Raw genomic sequence first — 23,029 nt, forward strand, 5'->3', positions numbered from 1 at the left:
GTGTTGTCCGTATTCTGGCGAATTTCGGATAACGATGTGACATAGGTGAAGTTCTCACCGGCAATGTGCTCTAGGGTGGACGAAACAGAAGTTCGCTTCGACCCAAGGAGCTTGCGATGAGTGAGCAGGATCGCCCACAGAACCTCGACCCGGCCCCGGCCGGTGAGACCGAAGCCGTCATCGTCGGAATCGACGGCTCGCCCCCGAGCCGCAACGCCTTGGCCTGGGCGATTCAGGAAGCACGCTCTCTGGATCGTCCGATCCGCCTCGTCGGCGCCTACACGATCCCGAGCGTCGCTGCTGCCGCCATCGACGTGTCCTATGTGCCCATCGACGACAGCTCGATCCGTGCGGCCGTGACGAACACGCTCAAGGAAGCAGCTGCCGAGGTCAAGGCGGCCGGCGTTCCCGTCGAAGCCGTCATCGAGATCGGTGACGCCGCCGGTGTGCTCATCGACGAATCGAAGTCCGGCTGCCTCACCGTCGTCGGCTCCCGCGGTCGCGGTGGCTTCGCTGGTCGTCTCCTCGGAACGGTGTCAAGTGCTCTGCCGGCGCACTCCGCGTGCCCGACCGTCGTTGTCCCGGCCTGCTGGGACAACCAGGCTGAGCGACCCGCGCATCCGACCTCGTCGCGGCCGATCCGACAGGACGGCGTCGAGGTCGAGACTTACGATCCCAATGCAGAGTCGATCGAAGGTCTGCGCTTCGACGGCAAGGTCGTCGTCGGCGTCGACTCGCTCGGCGCCGAATCCCCGGCACTGTGGAAGGCGGCCCGACTGGCCGTGCGCCGCGGATCACCGCTGCACATCGTCGCCGTGATCACCACGACGGTCATCGGACCCGAATGGCTGCCGAGCACCGCCGATCTCGAACGGCTCGTCAACGAGGGCGCGGACAAGCTCGTCGTCGCCAAGCAGCGTCTGGCCGAGGAGTTCCCGGACCTCGACGTCACCTGGACGCTCTTCGACGGACAGCCCGCCGAGGTGCTCGTCCGTGCTTCTGACACCGCCGAGGTGCTCGTCATCGGATCGCGCGGACGCGGCGGATTCGCCGGCCTCCTGCTCGGTTCGACCTCGCAGTCGGTGCTGCCGTACTCGCAGTGCCCGACGATGGTCGTCCGCGTCGCCCGCGATCACGGTCGCCGCAAGCAGCACGAGACCCCGGCCGAGCCGGGTCTCTAGCGGGCGGCTGAGCCGGGGGAGTCCCGAGTCCGCGGCTCGGATCTGTCCGAAGTGCCGGAAGACAATCACCGAGGCGGCCGATCGAATCGATCGGCCGCCTCGGTGATGGCGGAACAGGGCGACGTCAGCATCTGTCGCTGACTCGCATCAGTGGTTCTGGCGCCCCCGGGCAGATTCGAACTGCCGACACCCGCTTTAGGAGAGCGGTGCTCTATCCCCTGAGCTACGGGGCCAGGTGGTCGTCCTCAACCACGATCACCCAGTGTAGCGTAGAAGAAACCTCACTGTTCCACGGTGTGCCAGCACCTATTATGGACAGTTTCTCGTTAGGGTCGAATTGTGTCGGATTCCGTTAGAGACGAACAGTTCACAGAACTCGGAGATGTCTTCGCCGAGTGGAAGAAGCAGGCTGCCCACCTGGGCGGTCGCGACACCATGCTTCATTTCCGGGACTCCCGTGACGGCAGCATCGACCTCTCCGGCGCCCACCCCTCCGGGCTGGCACAGCTGCTGGCCGGTCGCGCCACTCGACTCTCCAGCCTCATCCGTGACCACGACATCCTCGCCGATGCGCGCCGTCGTGCGAAGTCCATCCGGTCGAAGGCGGAACAGCTCGACAACGAACGCGGCATCCGCACCGCACACCTGGCGATCGGATTCGCCTCGTGGACGGAGAAGGACGCGAAGCTCAAGTTCAACGCCCCGGTCGTCATGCGCCACATCACGCTGGTGCCTCGCGGCTCGCGCGTCGAAGACTACGAGATCGTGCTCGACAACGAGATCACGATCAATCCGGCACTCGTCCAGCACCTCGGCGAGGAATACGACCTCGAAGTGCCCGTCGACGAATGGGTCGACGCGACCGGGGGACCGCACGGCTTCGACCCGGGCCCGGCCCTCGACCGCCTGCGCGATCTGGGACAGAGCGTGCCCGGCCTGCGGATCAACCATCGTCTGATCATTTCGACGTTCGCGAACATCGCGAGCCCGTTCTCCGCCGACTACCTGCCCACCCAGCATCCCGTCCTGCGCGCTCTGGCCGGCGACGAAGACATGCGCGCCTCGCTCGGCGGCCCCTCCTATGTGCCGCAGCCGGGCGTCCTCCCGGACGAGAAGATCGCCGCGGCAGAGGAAGCCGAAGCCGAACAGAGGCGAGCCGAAGCGAAGAAGAGAGTCGCCGGTGCTGCCAGCGGGTCGAAGTCGGCCGAAGCTGACGACGATGCGGCCACCAGTGCCGATGCGACGGCCGCTGGTGCCGCAGCGGACGTCGACGATGAAGAGGAATTCGGTCAGCCGACCGTGCCGATCACCGACGAACCACTCGATGCTGTGAAGCCGAGCACCGGCACCGAATCGGTCGGTGACAAGACGGCCGCCGCTGAGAAGCCATCGAGTGCAGCTGGCACCGAGAAGCCTTCGGCTTCGAACAACGCCGATGCGGCAGCAACTCCTGATGCCGCGGCCACGACCGGTCCAGGCACAGACAAAGATGCAGACCATGAGGACGATGTCTCGCCAGCGGCCCAGGCCGATGGCGAAGACGTCGTTCCCGCCGCGCTCCAGGAACCGATCACCCCGCTTCCCGACCGCAAGCCGCAGGAAGAGTTCCTCGTCATCGACGTCGATGGTGACCAGCAGGCCGTCGTCGACGCCGCCGTGTCCGGACACTCCGTGGTCGTTGACACCCCGCCCGGAACCGGCGCCACCCAGGTCGCCGTCGCTGTGGCGACCACCCTGGCGCACACGGGCAAGAGCGTGCTCTTCCTCGCGCAGACTTCCGATGCGCTCGACGATTTCTCCGCCCGCCTCGGCGAAGTCGGACTCTCGGACTTCGCAGTCGACACCCGCGCCAGCTCGGAAGACATTCGCAAACAGCTGATCGGGCTCATCGCCTCGGCAGAGAGGTCCGAGCGTCCGGACCTCTCCCGCCTGCTGACCGAACTCAACGAACAGCGCGCGACCCTGTCCGACCATGTGTCCTCCCTGCACCGCAGGCGCGAGCCGTGGGACGTCTCCGTCTACGAAACGATGCAGCACCTCGCCGAGCTGACCTCCGGCGACAACTCCCCGCAGACTCCTGTGCGCTTCGACGATGACATCCTCGGTGCCAGCGAGGACCGCCGGAACATCCTGCGCGGCAAGCTCGGCGAACTTGCCGGACTGGGCGCGTTCACCCTCGACGTCGAAGACACCGTCTGGTTCGGTGCCGACCTCAAATCCGTCGAAGAGGCCGAAGCCGCACGCACGGTGGCCGAACGCATCGGGCGGATGATCCCGGACCTCGTGTCTGCGACCGAACCGGTGCTGCAGAAGGCGAAACTCAATCCGCGCCGCAATGTCGAAGACTGGTCCCGCGCCATCCGCGTGCTCCTGCGCGTGCGCAAGACCTTGGACAATTTCGCTCCCGACATCTACGATCATCGCCTCGATGACCTCATCGCCGCCACCGGCACACCCGAATATCGGGCCGATGTCGGTGTCGAGATGGGAATGATGCAGCGCCGCCGACTGAAGAAGTCGGCCGCTGAATTCCTCCGCCCCGGCGCAGAGGTGGCCGACCTCCACGAGGCCCTCATCGACGTCCGCGCGCAGCGAGTCATCCTCTCGGACCTCGCCGGACACGATGGCCGCCCGCAGATTCCGCGCGGCGTCCTCGAAGCCGACGAGATCCTCCAGAGCATCGAAGCCGATATTGCCAAGCTCGCTCCGGTCCTCGAGACCACCCCGGACGGCGGCGACCTCGGATCGATGCTCATCGAAGAACTTCAGGCCCGCACCGAAGCGATGGGCAGCGACTCGGAGCACCTCTCCGAACTGCCCGGACGCTCCCGCCTGCAGCGTGAACTCGACGGTGAGGGCCTCGGCGACCTCATGGCCGACCTGCGCCGACGCAAGGTCGACGAATCACTCGTCGGCCCAGAATTCGACCTCGCCTACTGGGCTTCCGTGCTGCAGACCATGGCCGGCGAAGACCCCGCGATCGGCCGCCACGACGGTGCCGCTCTCCACCAGATCGCCGAAAGCTTCCGCGAGAACGACCGCGCCTTCGTCGCCGCCGGTGCTTCCCGACTGCGCTTTAACCATGCTCAGGCATGGAAGCGGGCAATCGACTCCGACCCCGTCGCCGCCGGAGTCATCAAACAGGAGCTGCTGTCGAAGCACACCTCGACGAAGCGGATCTCCACTCAGGCGCCCGAACTGCTGACGACTCTGGCGCCGGTGTGGATGGGCAGCCCGTACACGGTGCCCGAACTCTTCTCCGCCCTGCCGCTCTTCGACGCGGTCGTCATCGCCGACGCCGGACGACTCTCGGTCGCCGATGTCGTTCCCGGTATCACCCGTGCCCGGCAGGTCATCTCGCTCGGTGACTCCCGACTGCTCGGACCGCGCCCGTTCTCGATCGCGGTCGATCGCTTCGGCATGGATGACGGGAAGCACCCGCGATCGGTGCAGGACCGCCTCGGCGAGTTCCTGCCGCGGATGCGGCTGTCGAACTCCTACCGACTGTCCCCGGTCGGGCTCATCGACCTGGCCAACCGGCACTTCTACGATTCGACGATTTCGACGCTGCCGACCGCGCATACGGGTGAGGGCAGCGGCCTCGAATTCTCCTATGTCGCCGACGGCAGAGGCCCCACGGACATCGGCACCGGACGGGTCGAAAGCCCCGACGCCGAAGTCAAACGGGTCGTCGATCTCGTGCTCAAGCATGCGCGGAACCGATCGCGGGAGTCGCTGGCCGTCATCGCGCTCACCCCGCATCACGCGCAGCGGGTGGCGACTGCGATCTCGCGGGCGATGAAGGATCTGCCGTATGTGGCGGCGTTCTTCAACGATTCGTCGAAGGAGCCGTTCGTCGTCACCGATGCCGAACGCGTCCAGGGCATGTCGCGCGACGCCGTGATCTTCACCCTCGGCTATGGACGTACCGTCCACGGTCGCGTCATCCACGACCTCGGCCCGCTGTCCCGACCGGACGGTCGCCGCATTCTGGCGGCCACGATGACGCGGGCCCGGAAGCGGCTGACCCTGGTCTCGAGCATCGAGGCCGAGGATTTCGACCGCAGCAAACTCAACGGGGGAGCGGTTATGCTGCCGCGTCTGCTCGAGGAGGTCGCGACCGGCGGAGTCCACCAGCCCGGACCGCACGGCGAGATCTACGATCCGCTGATGGGCGACATCGCCGACCGGCTGCTGCAGCTCGGCGTCGTCGCCCACGAACACTACAACGGCATCGATCTGGCCGTGGCGAACTCGACCGAGGACGAGCACGGAATGATCATCGCCGTTGCCGGCGACGGACCCGAATACGCCTCGATGCGCAGCCTGCGCCAGCGCGATCGGGTGCTGCCCGAACAGCTGAGCCGCCGAGGCTGGAAGGTCATGCGCGTATGGTCGACCGATGCGTTCGTCGACCCGCAGACCGAGACCGAGAAGATCTTCGAGGCCTGGCGGTCGACCGTGGAGACGATGAGCCCGCAGGCCGTTCTCAACGCTGCGCGGGCCGCCTCGGTGGTCGTCGGCCGCACCGGCAGCCGTCCGAAGCTCGTGCCGGGTCTGCCGATGCACAAGTACTCTGCCGAAGGTTTCGACCAGATGATCGACTGGATCCAGTCGGATGCTGTGGTGCGCGGCGACGGTGAGATCAAGGATCTGCTGCGCACCGCTCTGGCGCAGAAGGGCAACACGAGCCGGGGCGACTCCCAGCTGCAGGCTGCCGTCGATCGTTACCGCGAACGCCACGCGCAAGCGAAGAAGGTCACAGGCTCTGAGGTGTTCATCCCGCGTTCGAACTCCGCCGGACCGGTCGAAGACGACATTCTGCCGACGTTCGACACCGGCAAGATTCGTGCCGATGAGCTCCGGTCCGCCGGCCTCGTCCAGACCGCAAGCAACGACCAGGTCCCCGAGGCGACCGACGACTCCGCCAGCCCCGATTCGGTGAGTGCGGGGTCCGATGGTGCCGGTGACAACGGTGCTGATTCGGTCGTCGCTGCTGATGGATCCGGCGGTGCCGGAGCTGCCGGGGCGGCAGGGACAGTGACCGAGGGCGCGGACTCGGGCTCCGTCGGCGACTCAGCCGACGCAGATTCGGCCGATGCCGACTCGGCTGGCAATGGTTCGGCCGGGATGGATGCCAAGGCCGGTACGGATTCGACTGAGACCGAGTCGGGTGGGACCACCTCGGCGAAGTCGGAGTCGAAGAACGACGATGCCTGAGCAGCCCTCCGACACCGAGGACGCGGAACAGGGCCGAGAAGCGGCCGATCCCAGCCTCGACGGACCGAGCTCCGATCCTGCCGGCACACCGCAGGTTGACGACGATTCCGAGGCCGACGAATCTCGGAAGGCCCGGATCGAGGCGGCGAAGCGCCGCTACCGCGCAACTCTCCGCAATGAAGCCGATACCGGCGGTGGCGGCTTCAGCGAGGACTACTACCGTTCGCAGAAGCCCCCGCACTGGTCATAACGCCCGACAGGTTTCAGGCATGAAGAAAGCCCGCTCTCAACAGAGAGCGGGCTTTCCCGGTTTGACAGTCGATCAGTGCCGCGGAGGCTGGTTCAGATCGTTCGGTCCGTCGGTGGCAGGGCCCTGGGCAGGTCCGGCCGCCGAGGCAGTCTGATTGCGCAGGATCTCGCGGATGTCGCCGAGCAGATCCTCGGTGGTCGGAGGAACTTCTTCCTCGGGAGCTCCGCGCTTGCGCAGCTCGTTGAGCTTGTTCATCGGCACGATGATGATGAAGTAGACGATGGCGGCAACGATGAGGAAGTTGATGGCCGCAGTGATGACCGCACCGATATCAAGGGTTGCCTCAGGCACACCTTCCTTCAGCGGGATCTGCAGGGCCGGGCCCTCAGCGCCACCGACGGCGGCGATGAGCGGGTTGATGATCTTGTCGGAGAAGGCGGTGACGATGGCGGTGAATGCGCCGCCGATGATGACCGCGGTTGCGAGTTCGACAACATTCCCCTGGAGAATGAAGTCTCTGAATCCCTTAAGCATTAGAGAGACCCTTTCGGTGTGTGTTCACTGAAATGCTGTTATCGAATTGTTCAATTACGTTCCAATAGTACACATCGGTAACACATTGTCAGCAGAAATGTTCTGCGCGTCCGAGCACCCGATTGACGATCCGGAGAATCGGAGAACATTGTCGAATGCAGGCTCAGTTAGTCCACGACTTGCCGAATACACCGGATCGGCTGGGCTGGTCACCCGCCGAAGTCAGGGTTCACCGGGGGAGGATGGCAAAGCTGATCGGTAGTCCGGCGAACTCGGCGACACGCCCGGCATCCTCGGCGGAGAGGATCACCGATACAAGTTGGCCTGACTCCGCGGCTATTCCTTCGCGTTTGTCGACAAGGCGGGCGATCGTCACATTCTCGACGACGACTTCAGACCCTCCGTCGGGTAAGGACGAGAAGAGACGGATCTTTAGTCCCGGTTGGAGAAGAGCCGCCGAGGCGTCATCGGCCAAGCGGATCGGCATGAGCAGGTCACGGCTGCCCTTCGGCAGCGCCTGCTGATCGAGGACCATCGACGAGGTCAGCGGTGACCCCTTCGACAATCCCGCCGAGGTGGCCCTGCCCTTCACCTCATCAATGGAGTTGAATGCCTTGTCGGGCACCAAATCGGACGGGAACTGGGTAAGGGTGAGGTCCTGAGCCTTGAGCTCTGTTCCAGGGGCCAGGTCCGATTTCGCGACGACGATCGCCGTACCTGCGCTGTTGGGCGTGAGCATCCAAACGGCGAAAGCACAGGCGCAGGCAAGGCAGACGGCAGCGAGGATGCGCTGAGGTCGAATGTGCGACGGCCGTGCCCAGCCCGGAGACGAGGTTCGAAGACGGTGGAAGAAGCCCATGCACCGAGCCTGCGGTACCACGCGGTCGGCGACAAGGTCGCGAAACTCGCCTGTGGACAGTTCGTGCTGTCCACAGGCGTTCAGTGTGTGAGTGAAGAGAACCGGCTTGGTGAACCGATTCGGTCAGCTGGCAGCTGGGGAGCTCGCAGTCGAGGAGCTGCTCGCCGTTGAGTTCGACGAGGAGGTGCTCGAGGTTTCCTTCGCTGACGAGCTCGAGGATTCCTTCGAGGAGGAGTCAGAACTCGAGGAGTTGACGGTGCTCGACTTGCTGGAGCGGGAGTCTGTGGCGTAGAAGCCGGATCCCTTGAAGCTGATGCCCACTGCGCCGAAGACCTTCTTCAGGCGGCCCTGGCATTCCGGGCAGACGGTGAGCGAGTCATCGCTGAAGTCCTGATGAATATCAAAGGCGTGACCACAGCTCTTGCAGGCGTAGGAGTAGACGGGCATTCGAGACCTTTCTTCGACGAGAAGATTATAGTGCACACTGGAACCTCCCCGGAGCACCGGTCCGCGATATGCACAAGGTTATCCACATATCAACACGCGCGAGTGGGGTCTGATTCCCGATGAACAGTCGGTGAAGATGTGAGGCAATCAGCGAAGACGACGTGAGTCAGCCGGTGAAGATGTGAGTTCCGTCCTCGGTGACGGCCGCAGGAATGCGCAGATCCCAATCCTCTGCGACGAGTCCAGTCAGGCCGAGCTCCTCGGCGAAGCACACCCCGACGACTCGCGGCCCCGAACCAATCGGCCCAGAACTATTGGGTTCCGAACCACAGGACCTCGAATCGAGAGGCTCATCCCCGCGCGGGCCGAAGGTTCTGTCATAGAAGCCGCCTCCATTGCCCAGCCGGGCGCCATCGGCGCCGAACCCCAGAGCTGGTACGAAGATGAGGTCGAGACCGACCGCGGGGAGAGCAGCTGAGCTGCGGTGAGCAGGTCGTCATCGTGGGCCGGTTCGCGGATTCCCCATCTGCCCTGTGGGGGCAGGCTGGCCATCGAACCGGTGACTCGGCCGAACATCAGGGGCTGTCCCACCTTCGTGACGACCGGCAGGTAGACGGTGCCTCCTGCTGCGAGGAACCGGTCGAGTGCAGGGTCGAGGTCCGGCTCTCCGGGCAGCGAGGCATAAGCGAGGAGAGAACGGACCGGCGCTTCCCGGATGAGGTCCCATGCGGCGGCTGCCACGGAACCTGCGGACGAAGTGGCGGGAGCCGCCTCGTCGAGGGAGCGGTCGGTGCGAGCGGCGCGGATGCGGGACCGCAGCTGCGCCTTCGAAGTTTGGGAGTCCACGCAGTTCAGACTAACCGGGGGAGGCGGATTCGTTAAGATGACTTCATGAGTGATGAAGCGCAGCGCACCGTTCGCAAGGCCGTGATCCCCGTCGCCGGCCTCGGAACTCGATTCCTCCCCGCAACGAAAGCCACCCCCAAAGAGATGCTCCCCGTCGTCGACAAACCGGCGATCCAGTACGTCATCGAGGAAGCCGTCGACGCCGGTCTGCAGGACGTCCTCATGATCACCGGCCGCAACAAGCGGCCGCTGGAAGACCATTTCGACCGGGTCGACGGACTCGAGGCAGCGCTCGCTCAGAAGGGCGACGACAAGAAGCTCGCCGCCGTGCGCCATCCCTCGGAGCTCGCCGATATCCATTATGTGCGCCAGGGCGATCCCAGGGGACTCGGCCATGCCGTGCTGAAGGGTCGCCAGCATGTGGGCAACGAACCGTTCGCAGTGCTGCTCGGTGACGATCTCATCGATGAGCGCAGCCCGATCCTGCCGAAGATGATCGAGGTCGCGGAGAAGACCGGCGGCAGCGTCGTCGCACTCATGGAAGTCCCGCCCGAGGCGATCCGCCTCTACGGCTGCGCTGCTGTCGAGGCCACGTCCGATGACGAGGTCGTCAAAGTCACCGACCTCGTCGAAAAGCCCGCCACCGAGGATGCTCCTTCGAACCTCGCCATCATCGGCCGCTACGTGCTCGCTCCCGAGATCTTCGACGTCCTCGAGACCACGAAGCCGGGACGCGGCAACGAAATCCAGCTCACCGATGCCCTGCAGGAACTCGCCGGAGACGTCGACGGCCACGGCGTTTACGGAGTCGTGTTCAAGGGTGCCCGCTACGACACGGGTGACAAGCTCGACTACCTCAAGGCGGTCGTGCAGATCGCGTGCGACCGGGAGGACCTCGGCGACGACCTCAAGGCCTGGCTGCGCGACTTCGTGCCGACGCTGGACTGAGCCGACTGTCTGAGGTTCAGCCCGTCAGGGCGGACCGACCTGGAACCCGAGAGCGAGGGCAGCCGCGTGTGGCCTGTCATCCTGACTGATCGACAGTCCGATATCGTGCTGCGACCGCTGCGCCGCCGCGACGAAGAGGCCTGGCGAGAGGTCCGTCGTTTCAACCGCGACTGGCTGCGTCCGTGGGACGCGACCCTGCCCGCGCCCGGCCAGGAGCTGCCGGGATTCCGCACGATGGTGCGGATGCAGGACAAGCAGGCCAAACGCGGACAGACAGTGCCGTTCGCCATCGAGGTCGACGGGAACTTCCGCGGCCAGATCACCGTGTCGGGACTGAGCTGGGGTTCGATCCTGTCCGGACAGATCGGGTACTGGATCGATTCACGCGTGGCCGGGCGCGGAATCACCCCGGTCGCCGTGGCCATGGCCGCCGACCACTGCTTCTTCGCCCTCGGCCTGCATCGCGTCGAGATCAACATCCGCCCGGAGAACACAGCGAGCCTGCGCGTGGTCGAGAAGCTGGGTCTGCGCGACGAGGGGCTGCGCGAGAAGTACATGCACATCGACGGTCAGTGGTGCGACCACCGCACGTTCGCTCTGCTCGCCGACGAGGTCCCGCAGGGTCTGCTGGCCGCATACCGACACGGCAGCAGCGCGGTCTAGGAGCGAATCGGCGTACCGGGAGGTTTTCAGCCGCGACCTGGGAATTCGGTGAACTTCGCCGCTGTTTGACCGACACACCTCGCGCCTTCACGAGTTCCCCGATGCCTGCAACTTAGGGTGGCATTGTGGACACCAGCATCATCGTCGTCATCGCCATCGTCGTGGTCTTCGCCGTTGCTGTGCCCGCAATGATTCGGAAGTCCGCGACGGATCTCTCGCGCGTCGAAATCGATACGGTTCCGGACAAGGCAGCCGTCGTCTCCGCCGAGACAGCCGTACCCGGGCACGACCATTCGGAGCGCATCCAGGTCTTCCACGACAAACCCCGGAAGGCGCCGTCGGTGCCGACCTCGAACATCTCACAGGTAGACGAGGCCCCGAAGCTGAGTCTCTCGGCCTCCACTCCTGAGTTCGCGGTCATCGACGGTCACGCCGAATCGCACACCGTCACCGAGGAAGCCGAGCACACACAGCTCAACGTCCTTCCCGTTGCGGTCGGTGAAACCTACTCCTCCCTGTCCAGCGGCCATGCAGCTGTCGGTCGCAGCGTCGTCGGATCCAGCGTAGACATCGGCACTGACACGGGAGCGAGTACGGGCGCGGGCACCGACAACGTGCGGATGCTCCACCCCGCGGTCCACGCCGTCTTCAACGACAGCGGCCGCTCCGCTGAGCAGTCGGACCGACAGGGCCTGCAGCAGCAGGCACATCCGCCGCACGCGACCGGTGCCGGCCGCAACGCGTCGACGAGCCGGACGACTTCGGGCAGCGCCGGCCCAGCCCCACGAAGCGGCGGACCACGCGAGGGTCAGTCCCGGACGGGACGCGGCGGTCGCCTCGGCGAGGGGATGCCCACCCCAGACGGACACAACCGACAGATTTCCAATCCGACCATCGGAACCGATGAGGAACATGCGATGACTGAGCAAGCCACGACCCTGCGGGAGTCACTGAAGTCGCTGAACACTATGGTCAGGGGCTTCTCCCTGGTCTTCCTCGCCTCGGTCCTCGGCATTCTTGTGTCCAGTGTGCTCGCGGCTTTCTCGGTCGTGCACATCGCCCTGGCCGGCGTCTTCCTCGGACTCGCGGTCGTCACACTGTTCCTCGTGCGCACGATCAACCTGCGCAAGCGGGACACGAAGAAACAGCTGCGACGCCTGCAGGAGACCACCCGGTCACGACCTGCAGCCAAGCCTGAGCGCACCGACCGATCCGAGCGCGCGACCAAGCCGGAGCGCGCCGCCCAGCCTGCCCCGGCCGAACGGTCGACGGCCGTTGACCGACCGACTGCCACGGCCCGACCGAAGGCGACCGCTCAGCCTTCTGACGGGAAGCAGGGACCGGCTCGGACGGGTGCGAAGTCGCAGACCGTTCCGGTCAAGCAGCAGCCTCGCGCGATTCCTGCATCGACCTCGAGCGGAACCGCTGCACGGATCGCGGCGGCGGCGCAGGGCACGAGCGCAGCGACGAAGGCCGCGCAGGCTCGCGCCGCGATGAACCGCTCCGCCTCGGCGAAGAAGTCCCGCGAAGAGGCCGACACCGGCGAGATCCCTCTCGTGCGCATCCGCAAGGAAGCCACCGAAGGCCACTCCACGCGCCAGGTCCTCCTCACCGGACCGATCCCGGTCGTGAAGGAGAAGGCCGCTGCAGACGGTGACACCGCCTCCACCGAGGCGACCACCGAGTCCGAGAGCACGTCGACTTCGGTCACCACTGACACGGTGGCTTCGACACAGACGGCCGCGGCGAAGGCCGAGGCGAAGGCCGAGTCGAAGGACAGCGGGGCAGAGCAAGAGAACGATGCTTCTGCCGCTTCGGCGAAGTCCGCAGAGAAGACTCAGGCCGAATCCGCCGAGGCTCCGGTCTCGCTCGGAGCCGACCTCGTCGCTGAGACCGACACGGACGCGGCCGACCGGGAGGACTCCGATGCGGATGTGCACGCTGCGCTCAACGCGGCGTCTCCGAAGGTCGATGACCCGTTCATGCAGCGTCTGAAATCGCGTGACGGCTGGTCGCCGACCCCGCTGCCCGTGCCCAGCTATGTCGACGCACCCGAAGCCGAGCACTCGGTGCCCGAGGCAACGGCGGCCGATGCCAGCTCGTATGGGACCGAAGCCCGCAGCCGCGAGGACATTGCGGCTCAGTTCGCCGAAGAGCTCGGCTACCGTCCGGAGCTCAGCGACTCAGCCCGCGAGGAAGGGCCGCTCGGCCACGGACGCAAAGCGATCCGGACGACGAAGGCCGCCGACCTCGGCGCCGTCAACGACGTCCTCGCTCGCCGGCGCGCCTGAGGCACCCGAGCCGCTGAGTCGAGGTCCACTCGGATTTCGCGACGCCGATGCAGAAGCCCCGCATGGTTTGTGCGGGGCTTCTGCATGCCAGGGCTGCGGTGTCCACGAAGGTGGGTCAGGCGCTGAAGACCGACCAGCAGATGGCATCGCGAGGGCGCCCATCTCCGGGGGACTCGGAATCGAAGAACGGCAGGACGTGTTCAGCACAGTCGGCAGCCCACAGCGCGAGAAGCTGGTGGTCGGCGTCGATGAGGGCACCGCCTCGGCGAATCGTGATCATCCGTGGATCGCGGACCTCCGGCAGGGCCATCGGAGCCGACCGGACACGGACAGCAGTCGCAGGCACAGATCCTGGCGGGCGTTCGCGGTTGCCGATTCGAGTCGTTTCTCCGATCTGTTCCTGTTGCGAGCTCGCAGACAGCCCTGCGGAAGGCCGTCGGCGACCTGCGTTCTCTCTGTTGGACACGGCCAACCCGGCGATCTTCGACCGTGTTAGATTGCTCAGCGTCGACCACGCGAGGGCGACCGGCAGAAGACGAGTTCAGGGGAGAATCCGATGGCCGATATCGATGACCAGGTGAGAATCGAGCCGGAGGGAGCACGGCGCGCCCGCCGCGCGGCCGCCGGGTCGTTCATCGGTGCCGTCGTCGAATGGTACGACTTCCTGCTCTACGGCATCGTCGCTGCTCTGGTCTTCGGCGAACTCTTCTTCCCCGGTTACAGTGACCGTGCGGGCACTCTCGCAGCATTCGCGACCTTCGGCGTCGGATTCATCTTCCGCCCACTCGGCGGCATCATCTTCGGCCACTTCGGTGACCGCCTCGGCCGCAGATCCATGCTCATCTGGACGATGACGATCATGGGCGTGGCTACCGCCCTCATCGGCTGCCTGCCCACCTACCAGACGATCGGCTGGCTGGCCCCAGCGCTGCTCGTCCTGCTGCGCTGCATCCAAGGTGTGGCGGTCGGCGGCGAATGGGGCGGTGCCGCACTCATGGCCGTCGAAAGCGCACCGCCGAAGCTGCGTGCCTTCTACTCCAGCGGAGTCCAGGTCGGCTATTCGGTCGGACTGCTTCTGGCCACCGGACTCGTCGCCGTACTCAGCGGCGGACTGACCTCCGAGGGCTTCCTGGCCTGGGGGTGGAGGATCCCGTTCCTCGCCAGCTCAGGACTCGTCCTCATCGGGCTGTGGATCCGGTCCGGTGTCGCCGAACCCGAAGAGTATGTGGAACGGGTGCAGAACGCAGACGAGGACACTGTCCCGAAGCTGCCGATCCTCGAAGCCTTCAGACGCTTCCCCGCGCAGATCGCCCAGATCCTCGGACTGCGGTTCATCGAGCTGCTCACCATGTACATCGTCACCACCTTCGCGCTGTCGTACGCAACGGACGAATTCGGTATCGACCGGCAGCTCATGCTCAACATCACCCTGTTGGTCGGCGGACTGGGGATCGTCACGATTCCCGCCATCGCCTACCTCTCCGACCGGCACGGACGCCTGCGCGTCTACCTCACTGGGGGAATCGTCGGCCTGCTCAGCGCGATCCCGTTCTTCCTCGCTCTCGAATCGGGAAGCACGATCGCGATCGTGATCTTCGCCGTGCTGCTGGTCAACATCGCCCACGACGCGGTCGTCAGCGTCCAGCAGCCCCTGTTCGCCGAGATGTTCAGCCCCGAATTCCGCTACAGCGGAGCGGGCGTCGGCTACCAGCTGGCCAGTGCGCTGGCTGGGGGCTTCACTCCGTTCATCGCCACCTACCTCGTCGGAGTCGGTGACGGCAGCTGGTACCTCGTCGGCGCCTACCTCGCGCTGGGGTGCCTGGTTTCGATCTCGGTCGCCGCCTACCTCGCGCAGAAGGGATGCCGCACCGCAAGGGCTTGATCACCTCGGTGCACCGAGGCGGTATGCCGCATCGAGGTGGTTGTGGCAGGAACGGTGTGGGGTGCGGCGGCCACTCGGTCGTCGGGGCCGCGCGACATCATCGCCGGGAGCGCACACCGCTCATGGGCCGGCCGCTCAGGCGACGAATTTGTCGAACTCGTCGTTCTTGGCCAGGAAATTCTGCACATAGGAGCACGTGGTACGGAACTTCAGCCCCTCCTCGGCGCTGGTCTCGAGCGCATAGCGCACCAGCTTCGCCGCCAGGCCGCGGCCTCCCCATTCGGGTGACACCTCGGTGTGGGTGAAGATGCGCACGGTTCCGTCGGCGGTGTCATCGACGCTGGCAGTGCGGTCGCTGTAATCGGCGTGACCGATGACCTTGCCCTCGTGGGAGATGGTGAAGCGTTTGGCCGCAACATCCTCGGTGATGGTGAAGTTCTCTCCCGAGATATCGATGTCCATGGTCATTCCTCCCGAATGTCCGTGCCTGCGGCACTGTCCGATGGTCGAACGACGGGCGATCGTCGTCCGCCGCTGTCCTGATAGTTGACACTATAGGCCTGCTGAGAACGATGCGACTAGCCTGGGGCGTGTGAGCCCCACTGAAAGTCGTGAAGGAGTCCCGCCTATGACCGCACACCCCTCGGTGACACTGGTCGACACGCACCGCCGGCAGCTGCGCGAAGCCGGATTCGAGGTCGCCGAGCTCATGTCGGCCGACATCGCCGATTACGTCGAGCTCGTGTCCTCGGCCTACCGCGGCGAGGGCTCGAAGCAGGGGTGGACCACCGAGGCCGACCTGCTGGGCGGACAGCGGCTCGACGCGCCCATGGCTGAGGACATGCTCGCCGAGGCGGACTCCCAGATTCTGCTCGCCCGCGATGGGCAGGGACGTGCGGTGGGCAGCGTCTACGTGCGTCAGCCCGACGACGGAGCCGCCTACCTCGGCGTGCTCGCCGTCTCTCCGCTGGGGCAGGGCAAGGGTGTGGGGTCAGCTCTCATCGGCCTTGCCGAGGCGTGGGTGGCCGAACACTGGGGCGCGACGTCGATGCGGATGAGCGTGATCAACAAGCGCGACGAACTCATCGCCTACTACGAACGCCGCGGCTATGTGCGTACCGGAGAGGTCGAGCCCTTCCCCTATGGCGACGCCCGCTTCGGGCTGCCGAAGGTCGATGACCTCGAGTTCGTACTGTTGTCCAAGCGCTTGGGCTGAAGCGGCCGAACGAGGGCCTGAAGCCGAGAATAGGTCAGCATCGGACATGTCTGTCGAAGAAGAATGTCCGATGCTGACCTATTCTCGGCGACTCTGGGGTTCAGCCTCAGAGTCTCAGAACATCATGGCGGGGACGACGAGACCGCCGACGAGAGCGACCGGTCCGATGACGACCATCGACATCCCGAACTTCACGAGGATGCGGGTCAGCCGCGGCTTGTCCTCAACAGGGGCAGTTGCGACGACCGTGGCACCCAGTGTCGAGAACGGTGAGACGTCGACGACGGCCGAGCACACACCCAGTGCCGCGATGAGCGCCCAACCGGGCACCCCACCCGCGGCGATGAGCGGCAGCGCCAGCGGCACCAGCGCGGCCAGGATGCCCGTCGTCGATGCGAACGCGGAGACCAGGCCACCGACGATGCAGAGGACGAAAGCGGCGATGAGGGGTGAACCGATCGACTCGGCGCCTTCACCGAGCAGGTCGACGGCGCCCATGTTCTGGAGCACGCCGACGAAGGTGATGATGCCGCCGACGAGGAGGACGGTCGGCCAGTCGATCTTCGGGATCGCGGCCTTGCCCGTCTTCGGATCGACGAGTGCGAGGATCGCTCCGAACATGAAGCACAGCAGACCGATGTCCGGTTCCTGACCGAGGGCCGCGAGCACGACCACGGTGGCGATGAGGCCGACCATGAAGATCACGGTGAGGATCTGCACGAAGGTGAAGGGCGAGGATTCGCCGGCCTCGTCGGTGGTGGAGGAGTCGAAGAGCGCTTCGTCCTCGTCGTCCTCACCGAAGGCGACACTCGACGCCGAGGCGGAACCACGTGAGACGCGGGCACCGGCTTCGGCATGCTCGGCGGCCGCCACCGTCGTCTTCGAAAACAGCGACCGCCCGTACATGAAATACGCGACGGCGAGCATGACGAGATAGACGGCCACGGCGATGCCGAAGAGCAGGAACGGGGAGAGGTCGATTCCGGCGTCGTGCGCGGTCGAATAGGTGACGATTCCGTAGAGGCTGGTCGGGGCGAAGCCGCCGGCACCGATGGCGAAGCAGATCGCCAGACCCATGAGCGCATAGTCGACCCCGTACTTGCGCGCGACCTGCATGCCCACCGGCATCATCACCAGTCCGGCCAGTGGGGCACCCATGGCCGCGATTCCACCGGTGATGAGGAAGAACACGACCGGCAGCAGCACCGCGGAGGATCCGACGCGTTCGAGGGCCCAGTCGATGATCTTGTCGACCGTCCCGTTCTCCTGCGCGATCGCGAAGAAGTAGGTCACGCCCGCCAGCAGGATCATGATGCTCAGTGGGAATTCGGCGATGATGTCCTCGACCGACATATCGGTGAAGACGAGCCCGGTTCCGGCCGCGCCGACGAGCATGAGCACGCCGATCTGCACACCGCGGATCGCGCCGACGGCGAAGAGGGCGATGAAGATGAGCAGTGCGATGATCTGAGTGAGCATGATGTCCTTGCGAAGGCTGAAGCGACGCTGAGCATCGCTGGCTGATTCGCTGAGAGACACTACCAGTGTTACCGGCGGGTACCGCTGAGGCGTGCCCGATCCGTCGGAAACTCCCGATAGACGGATAGACCTTGCCGAGGCGGCCCGCAGATACGCAGTCACGTTCGGCAGCGCAGGCATGAGAGTGCACCCATTACTACCTGACGGCGGCTCAGCAACCTCGCGCGAGGTAGCTGAGCCGCCGTCAGGTAGCAATTGGGGTGTTTAGGTGAGGAGGAGAGCTCCTCCGAGGGCGATGAGGGCGACGACGATCGTGACCAGGGTGGCCAGTGCGATCGGTCGGGCACCGAGGTTCTTCAGCGACCGCCACTGCACTCCGCGACCGAGGGCGAACATGGCCATCGCCAGACAGACCGTCTGGATCCAGCTCAGCCCGGTGACCGCGAACTCCGGCAGCAGACCGAAGGTGCGCAGGGCCGCCATGATCAGGAAGCCGACGACGAAGAGCGGCACGATCGGCGGGCGCTTGCCCTGAGCCGGAGCCGCCTTCGTCGCGGTTGACACCGACCCGTTGTTCTCTGCATCCGAGCCGGCATCTGCGGAGGTCTCGGCAGAACCGGCGGCCGCCTCGGTGGCGGTGGAGCTCGCCAGTGCCTTCGCCTCGCTGCGGCGCACGGCGTAGCTGAACACGGCGACGGTGGGGGCGAGCATGATGACGCGGGCGAGCTTGACGAGGACGGCGATCTCGAGGGCGGCGGGTCCGATGATTCCGCCGATCGCCACGACCTGGGCGACCTCGTGGGTGGCGGCGCCGCCCCACATTCCGGCGGTCTCCGGGGACAGGCCCAGTGCGGTCGAGAGGCCGGGGACGATCGCGATCATCAGGGTGCCGAAGAGGACGACGAGGCCGATCGCGGCGGCCACGTCCTCCTTCTTCGACTTCAGCGTCGACTCGATTCCGGCGACGGCGGCGGCACCGCAGATGCCGAAGCCGCTGCCGATGAGCACGGCCAGGGGACGGTCGACCTTGAGCGGTTTGGCCAGAGCGAGGGCCGAGAGGATGCCGGCGGCGACGATGACCGCGGCGAGGACGAGGACGAGCCAGCCGAGGTCGAGGATGTCACCTAGCACGACCTGCGCACCGAGGGCGACGATGCCCAGACGCAGCAGCGGCTTCGCCGCGAAGTTGAGCCCGGGCATGAACACCTCGGGGAGGTTGGGCACGAGATTGCCCAGGAGGATGCCGAGTACGATCGCCACGAGCAGCGGCGAGAGCACGGGCAGGAGCATGGAGATCGGCCACGCGACTGCCGTGGCCACAGCGGCGACAGCGAGTCCGGGCAAGAGAGACGTGAAGCGATTCATGAGTTCAGTCTGTCAACGCCTGCGCGATCGCAGTAGACGCTGATTTCGTTACAACCCATATCGATCTGATATGGCATGATGGGCATATGCATGATCTCGGGAATATGAAGAACTGGCCCGAGCTCCAGGCTCTGGGGCTGCTGGTGGCTCTCAGCGGCAACGCCCGATCAATCGGCCAGGCCGCGGCAGCACTCGATCTCGCTCAGCCGAATGCCTCACGCAGCCTGCGCAACCTCGAACGCGATCTCAAGGTGCCGCTGCTGCGGCGCTCGCCGCAGGGCACTGAACTCACCGTCGAAGGCCGGGCAGTCGCCGAATGGGGGTCGAAGGTCATCGAAGCCTATGACGTCCTCGACGCCGGAGCCCGCGCGATTCGCGACGCCCGAGCCGGAACCGTCAAGGTCAGCGCCTCACTGACGGTCGCCGAATACCTCATGCCCCACCACCTCACGACCTTCCGCGCCGCACATCCGAAGATCGACATCGGACTGTCGGTGGAGAACTCCGCGACCGTCATCGACCGGGTGCGCCGGCAGACCTGCGACCTCGGGCTGATCGAATCCGTGTCCCTGCCCCGGGACCTCAACGCCGAGGTGGTCGGGCGTGACCGACTCATGATCGCCTGCGCGTCGAAGTTCCCCCATGCCTGGACGAAGCCGATCACCGCCGAGGAGCTGACGCAGGTGCCGCTGCTGGTACGCGAGATCGGCTCCGGAACCCGGGAGGCCATCGACGCGGCGCTGATCGCCGCTGGGGGAGTGCGCGTGGCCGGCGAGTACGGGTCGAACTCGGCCCTGCGCATCGCCGCGGCCACGTCCGTGGCCCCGGCGGTTCTGTCCGAGCTCGCGCTGCGCGATGACTTCCGAGCGGGTCGTCTGGTGCCGCTGCCGGTGGCCGACGACGTCGATCTCACCCGCGAACTCCACGCAGTGTGGGCGCGGAATCGGCGGCAGTCGCCCGGTGCGCGTCTGCTGCTCGAGCATATGGTCGACAGTCTGAGGTAGGGAGCTGAGCACAGACGAGGGACGGTCGCGGGGGCAGGATCCGCGGACAGCGAGACTCGGACGACTCGGCACCAGCGACGGTCGCACCTCTATATTGGGCACATGACACAGTCCGAGCCCGCCTCCTCACCCGTCACTCACTCCGAATTCGCACCGGACACCATCGTCGTCGAGACCGGACGCCCGCAGCGCGCCGACGGCGCAGCGGTGAATCCGCCGATCGACCTGTCGTCGACCTTCGTGAGCGCCGGAGACATCTCCGAATCGCCCTATGTCTACGCCCGTTTCGACACCCCCGCCTGGACGCCCTTCGAGGAAGCGCTCGGTCAGCTCGAACACTCGGCGCTGCCCGGGCTGGTCTTCGGCTCCGGCCTCGCTGCGATCTCCGCCGTGATCAGCCTCGTGCCCGCCGGAGGCACGCTGATCATCCCGACCCACGCCTACCAGGGAGCGCTCGCCTCCGCGGAGCAGATCGCCGAGCGACAGGCCTTCGACCTCGTCACCGTCGACATCTCCGACACCGAGGCGGTCATCGCGGCCCTCGATGAAGCGGGGCGTGCGACGGCAGACCGGGCGACAGCGGAGGGGACGGCCGCCTCGGCGAGTGCCGGCGCAGCCGGATCCCGGGGGATGCTGTGGATCGAATCGCCGACGAACCCGATGCTCGAGGTCGCCGACGTTCCCGCGTTGACCGCGGCCGCCAAGGACCGCGGATTCCTCGTCTCCGTCGACAACACCTTCGCTACCCCGCTGCTGCAGACCCCGCTCGATCTGGGGGCCGATATCGTCGTGCACTCGGTGACGAAATACCTGGCAGGCCACTCCGACGTCGTCCTCGGCGCGATCGTGACCGGCAACGCCGGACTGCGCGAGGACCTGCGCACGGAACGATCCATGCGCGGCGGCATCGCCGGGCCGTTCGAGGTCTGGCTGGCACTGCGCGGACTGCGCACCCTGGCGGTGCGCCTCGACCGCGCGCAGGCCAACGCCCAAGCCATCGCCGAACGTCTGGCTGCTCATCCCGCCGTCATCGAAACCCGCTACCCGGGGCTGCCGAACGACCCGGGCCACGCCCGTGCCGCAGCGCAGATGAACGGGTTCGGGGCCATCATCTCCTTCACCGTCGAATCCGCGGACCGGGCCACCGCCATCGCCGAGGCGGTCCGACTGTGGACGCCGGCGACATCCCTGGGCGGGGTGGAGTCCCTCCTCGAGCGCCGCCGCCGGCACCCTTCGGAGCCCGCGACCGTGCCTGAGGGACTCATTCGCCTGAGCGTGGGCATCGAGAATCTCGACGACCTGTGGGCCGACCTCGAGACGGCCCTGGCCTGATGGGGCGGACGCCGGACTATGTGCTCGACCGTCCGCAGGACGGTGATGTCGAACAGCTCTTCTCCATCGACTCCGACCCGCGAGTCTGGAGGCATCTGCCGAGCGGACGGATGACAGTCAAGCAGGAGGCCGAGGCGCTCCTCGATAAGCTCCAGTCCCAGTGGGAGCTCGACGGAATCGGGCCGTGGATGGTCAGAGAGGTTTACGGCGGAGACGTTCTCGGCCACTGCGGCTGCTCCCTGCGCGGCGTCGCCGGCACCGGTGCCTCCCGTCGCGAACCCGGAGCGTTCTGGAACCTCGGCTACCGCTTTCGGCCCGAAGCGCAGGGGCGGGGACTGGCAACCGCGGTGTCGCAAGAGGCGATCGCGGCTGCCGGGAGCATCGATCCCACGGTGCCGGTTGTGGCCTATCTGCTCGAGCACAACGTCGCCTCTGCGGTGGTCGCCCGCAGACTCGGGCTCGAGCTCGTCCATCGCGCACCCGATGTCGGCAATCCCGACTCGGCTGCTGTCCGACTGGTCTTCGCCGACCGGGAACTCACCTCCGCGCAGCTCGACGCCGCTCTGGCCTGAGCCGGGCAGCGACGAACGAAGCACCGAGGACATGTGACGCAGATCAACTTAACGTACGTTAAAGTGGCGGTAGATGCTTCCGTTCGCCCTCAGGGCCGCCGGAAGCAGGCACCCCGAAAGCTACCCGGATCATCGGATTCGTACGAAGGAGCTGCATTGTCCACCAGTGTTCTCACCGAAGTCAGCGGCGAAGTCACGACCGTGACCATCAACCGTCCGGAGAGTCTCAACGCACTCAACGAGGAGACGTTCCAGACCATCGGCCGGACCGTCACCGAAGCGGCCGCGAACTCCCGTGCGCTCATCCTCACCGGCAGCGAAAGAGCATTCAGCTCCGGGGCGGATCTGCAGGGAGGGGTTGAGAAGCGCGAGGGAATCGACCTCGCTGGTGCGAACGCGATCATCGCGTCGATCCTCGACCTGCCGATTCCCACCATCGCGGCGGTCTCCGGACCGGCCGCCGGCATCGGGTGCTCGCTCGCGCTGGCCTGCGACTTCCTGGTGATGAGCGAGAAGTCCTATCTCATGCTGCCGTTCACGAAGATCGGTCTCATGCCCGACGGAGGCGCGACCGCTCTGGTCGCCGCCTCGGCCGGGCGCCATCGGGCTCTGCGCCTGGCGCTGACGGGGGAGAAGCTGCACGCCGCCGATGCCCTCGACTGGGGCCTGGCCAGTGAGGTCGTTCCGGCCGGAAGTCACCTGGCACGTGCCGAAGAGGTCGCCTCAGCCTTCGCGCAGGGGCCGACACGGGCGCTGACGGCCTCGAAACGAGCGATCAACCGGGCCAGCCTGGCCGAACTCGACTCGTCCTTCGGCCGCGAGGTCGAAGGGCAGGACGGGCTGCGCGCGAGCAAGGACTTCGCCGAGGGGGTCGCCGCCTTCCTCGACAAACGCGCTCCGGCATTCACCGGAGAGTGATGCCCGGGCCGCCGCGGAAGAA

The 23,029-nt window shown here is 66.1% G+C and carries 20 protein-coding genes and 1 tRNA gene; 12 read left to right on the forward strand and 9 right to left on the reverse strand.

Annotated features, from left to right (window positions below; all coding sequences use genetic code 11):
* The first annotated feature begins 116 nt into the window (after window positions 1–116).
* On the forward strand, window positions 117–1,181 hold the full coding sequence (locus tag BLU88_RS05645) for a universal stress protein (protein ID WP_092011007.1): 1,065 nt from the start codon (window positions 117–119) through the stop codon (window positions 1,179–1,181).
* Window positions 1,182–1,338: 157 nt separating this feature from the next.
* Here the strand turns inward: BLU88_RS05645 and BLU88_RS05650 are convergent.
* Window positions 1,339–1,414, reverse strand: a tRNA-Arg gene (locus BLU88_RS05650).
* 106 nt (window positions 1,415–1,520) lie between these two features.
* Here BLU88_RS05650 and BLU88_RS05655 point away from each other — a divergent pair.
* Together BLU88_RS05655 and BLU88_RS05660 are read left to right on the forward strand one after the other, a co-directional pair.
* Window positions 1,521–6,401: a DUF4011 domain-containing protein gene (locus BLU88_RS05655; protein WP_231939620.1), complete on the forward strand. Its 4,881-nt coding sequence runs from the start codon at window positions 1,521–1,523 to the stop codon at window positions 6,399–6,401.
* Window positions 6,394–6,651 carry a hypothetical protein gene (locus BLU88_RS05660; protein ID WP_092011010.1) on the forward strand — a complete coding sequence of 86 codons (258 nt, stop codon included), beginning with the start codon at window positions 6,394–6,396 and terminating at the stop codon, window positions 6,649–6,651. Before BLU88_RS05655 ends, BLU88_RS05660 begins: the two co-directional genes overlap by 8 nt.
* Before the next feature lie 72 nt (window positions 6,652–6,723).
* On the opposite strand, the gene mscL is transcribed toward BLU88_RS05660, so the two are convergent.
* The 4 genes from mscL to BLU88_RS18910 form a co-directional block, all read right to left on the reverse strand.
* A complete protein-coding gene (gene mscL, locus BLU88_RS05665) occupies window positions 6,724–7,185 on the reverse strand; it encodes a large conductance mechanosensitive channel protein MscL (RefSeq protein WP_092011013.1) in 462 nt (153 codons plus the stop codon).
* Between the two features lie 229 nt (window positions 7,186–7,414).
* Window positions 7,415–7,924, reverse strand: coding sequence for an SAF domain-containing protein (locus tag BLU88_RS05670; protein WP_231939621.1), 510 nt, complete (start codon window positions 7,922–7,924; stop codon window positions 7,415–7,417).
* Window positions 7,925–8,167: 243 nt separating this feature from the next.
* Window positions 8,168–8,491: an FmdB family zinc ribbon protein gene (locus BLU88_RS05675; RefSeq protein ID WP_092011019.1), complete on the reverse strand. Its 324-nt coding sequence runs from the start codon at window positions 8,489–8,491 to the stop codon at window positions 8,168–8,170.
* A gap of 166 nt (window positions 8,492–8,657) precedes the next feature.
* A complete protein-coding gene (locus BLU88_RS18910; protein ID WP_092017215.1) occupies window positions 8,658–8,936 on the reverse strand; it encodes a 5-formyltetrahydrofolate cyclo-ligase in 279 nt (92 codons plus the stop codon).
* Window positions 8,937–9,382: 446 nt separating this feature from the next.
* On the opposite strand from BLU88_RS18910, the gene galU reads away from it, so the two are divergent.
* The 3 genes from galU (at window position 9,383) to BLU88_RS05695 (ending at window position 13,239) form a co-directional block, all read left to right on the forward strand.
* On the forward strand, window positions 9,383–10,285 hold the full coding sequence (gene galU / locus BLU88_RS05685; RefSeq protein ID WP_092011021.1) for a UTP--glucose-1-phosphate uridylyltransferase GalU: 903 nt from the start codon (window positions 9,383–9,385) through the stop codon (window positions 10,283–10,285).
* Window positions 10,286–10,351: 66 nt separating this feature from the next.
* Window positions 10,352–10,948, forward strand: coding sequence for a GNAT family N-acetyltransferase (locus BLU88_RS05690; protein ID WP_092011024.1), 597 nt, complete (start codon window positions 10,352–10,354; stop codon window positions 10,946–10,948).
* Window positions 10,949–11,073: 125 nt separating this feature from the next.
* The gene (locus BLU88_RS05695; RefSeq protein WP_092011027.1) at window positions 11,074–13,239 is read left to right on the forward strand and encodes a hypothetical protein; all 2,166 of its coding nucleotides are present in this window, start codon (window positions 11,074–11,076) and stop codon (window positions 13,237–13,239) included.
* A 115-nt stretch (window positions 13,240–13,354) separates the two neighbouring features.
* Here BLU88_RS05695 and BLU88_RS05700 read toward each other — a convergent pair whose 3' ends face one another.
* A complete protein-coding gene (locus BLU88_RS05700; protein WP_092011031.1) occupies window positions 13,355–13,585 on the reverse strand; it encodes a putative immunity protein in 231 nt (76 codons plus the stop codon).
* Between the two features lie 210 nt (window positions 13,586–13,795).
* Between BLU88_RS05700 and shiA the strand changes: the two genes are divergently transcribed.
* Entirely contained in the window at window positions 13,796–15,121 is a 1,326-nt protein-coding gene (shiA, locus tag BLU88_RS05705; RefSeq protein WP_092011034.1) for a shikimate transporter, read from the forward strand.
* Window positions 15,122–15,256: 135 nt separating this feature from the next.
* Here shiA and BLU88_RS05710 read toward each other — a convergent pair whose 3' ends face one another.
* Window positions 15,257–15,583, reverse strand: a complete 327-nt coding sequence (locus BLU88_RS05710) for a GNAT family N-acetyltransferase (RefSeq protein WP_092011037.1) — start codon at window positions 15,581–15,583, stop codon at window positions 15,257–15,259.
* A gap of 166 nt (window positions 15,584–15,749) precedes the next feature.
* On the opposite strand from BLU88_RS05710, the gene BLU88_RS05715 reads away from it, so the two are divergent.
* The gene (locus BLU88_RS05715; RefSeq protein ID WP_092011040.1) at window positions 15,750–16,337 is read left to right on the forward strand and encodes a GNAT family N-acetyltransferase; all 588 of its coding nucleotides are present in this window, start codon (window positions 15,750–15,752) and stop codon (window positions 16,335–16,337) included.
* 114 nt (window positions 16,338–16,451) lie between these two features.
* Here BLU88_RS05715 and BLU88_RS05720 read toward each other — a convergent pair whose 3' ends face one another.
* Window positions 16,452–17,816 (reverse strand): SLC13 family permease, encoded by a 1,365-nt coding sequence (locus BLU88_RS05720; RefSeq protein ID WP_092011044.1) that lies wholly within the window; start codon window positions 17,814–17,816, stop codon window positions 16,452–16,454.
* A gap of 264 nt (window positions 17,817–18,080) precedes the next feature.
* Complete coding sequence (locus BLU88_RS05725; RefSeq protein WP_092011047.1) at window positions 18,081–19,181, reverse strand: YeiH family protein; 1,101 nt, start codon at window positions 19,179–19,181, stop codon at window positions 18,081–18,083.
* Window positions 19,182–19,267: 86 nt separating this feature from the next.
* Here BLU88_RS05725 and BLU88_RS05730 point away from each other — a divergent pair, with 86 nt between their 5' ends.
* From BLU88_RS05730 to BLU88_RS05745, 4 genes are all read left to right on the forward strand, one after another.
* Window positions 19,268–20,185, forward strand: coding sequence for a LysR family transcriptional regulator (locus BLU88_RS05730; RefSeq protein WP_092011089.1), 918 nt, complete (start codon window positions 19,268–19,270; stop codon window positions 20,183–20,185).
* Window positions 20,186–20,287: 102 nt separating this feature from the next.
* A complete protein-coding gene (locus tag BLU88_RS05735; protein ID WP_092011091.1) occupies window positions 20,288–21,517 on the forward strand; it encodes a trans-sulfuration enzyme family protein in 1,230 nt (409 codons plus the stop codon).
* The gene (locus tag BLU88_RS05740) at window positions 21,517–22,089 is read left to right on the forward strand and encodes a GNAT family N-acetyltransferase (protein WP_092011093.1); all 573 of its coding nucleotides are present in this window, start codon (window positions 21,517–21,519) and stop codon (window positions 22,087–22,089) included. Before BLU88_RS05735 ends, BLU88_RS05740 begins: the two co-directional genes overlap by 1 nt.
* Window positions 22,090–22,245: 156 nt before the next feature.
* Window positions 22,246–23,007, forward strand: a complete 762-nt coding sequence (locus tag BLU88_RS05745) for an enoyl-CoA hydratase-related protein (protein ID WP_092011095.1) — start codon at window positions 22,246–22,248, stop codon at window positions 23,005–23,007.
* The last annotated feature ends 22 nt before the right edge of the window (window positions 23,008–23,029 follow it).

Origin of the sequence: Brevibacterium siliguriense (assembly GCF_900105315.1) — a bacterium.
Taxonomy (GTDB): domain Bacteria; phylum Actinomycetota; class Actinomycetes; order Actinomycetales; family Brevibacteriaceae; genus Brevibacterium; species Brevibacterium siliguriense.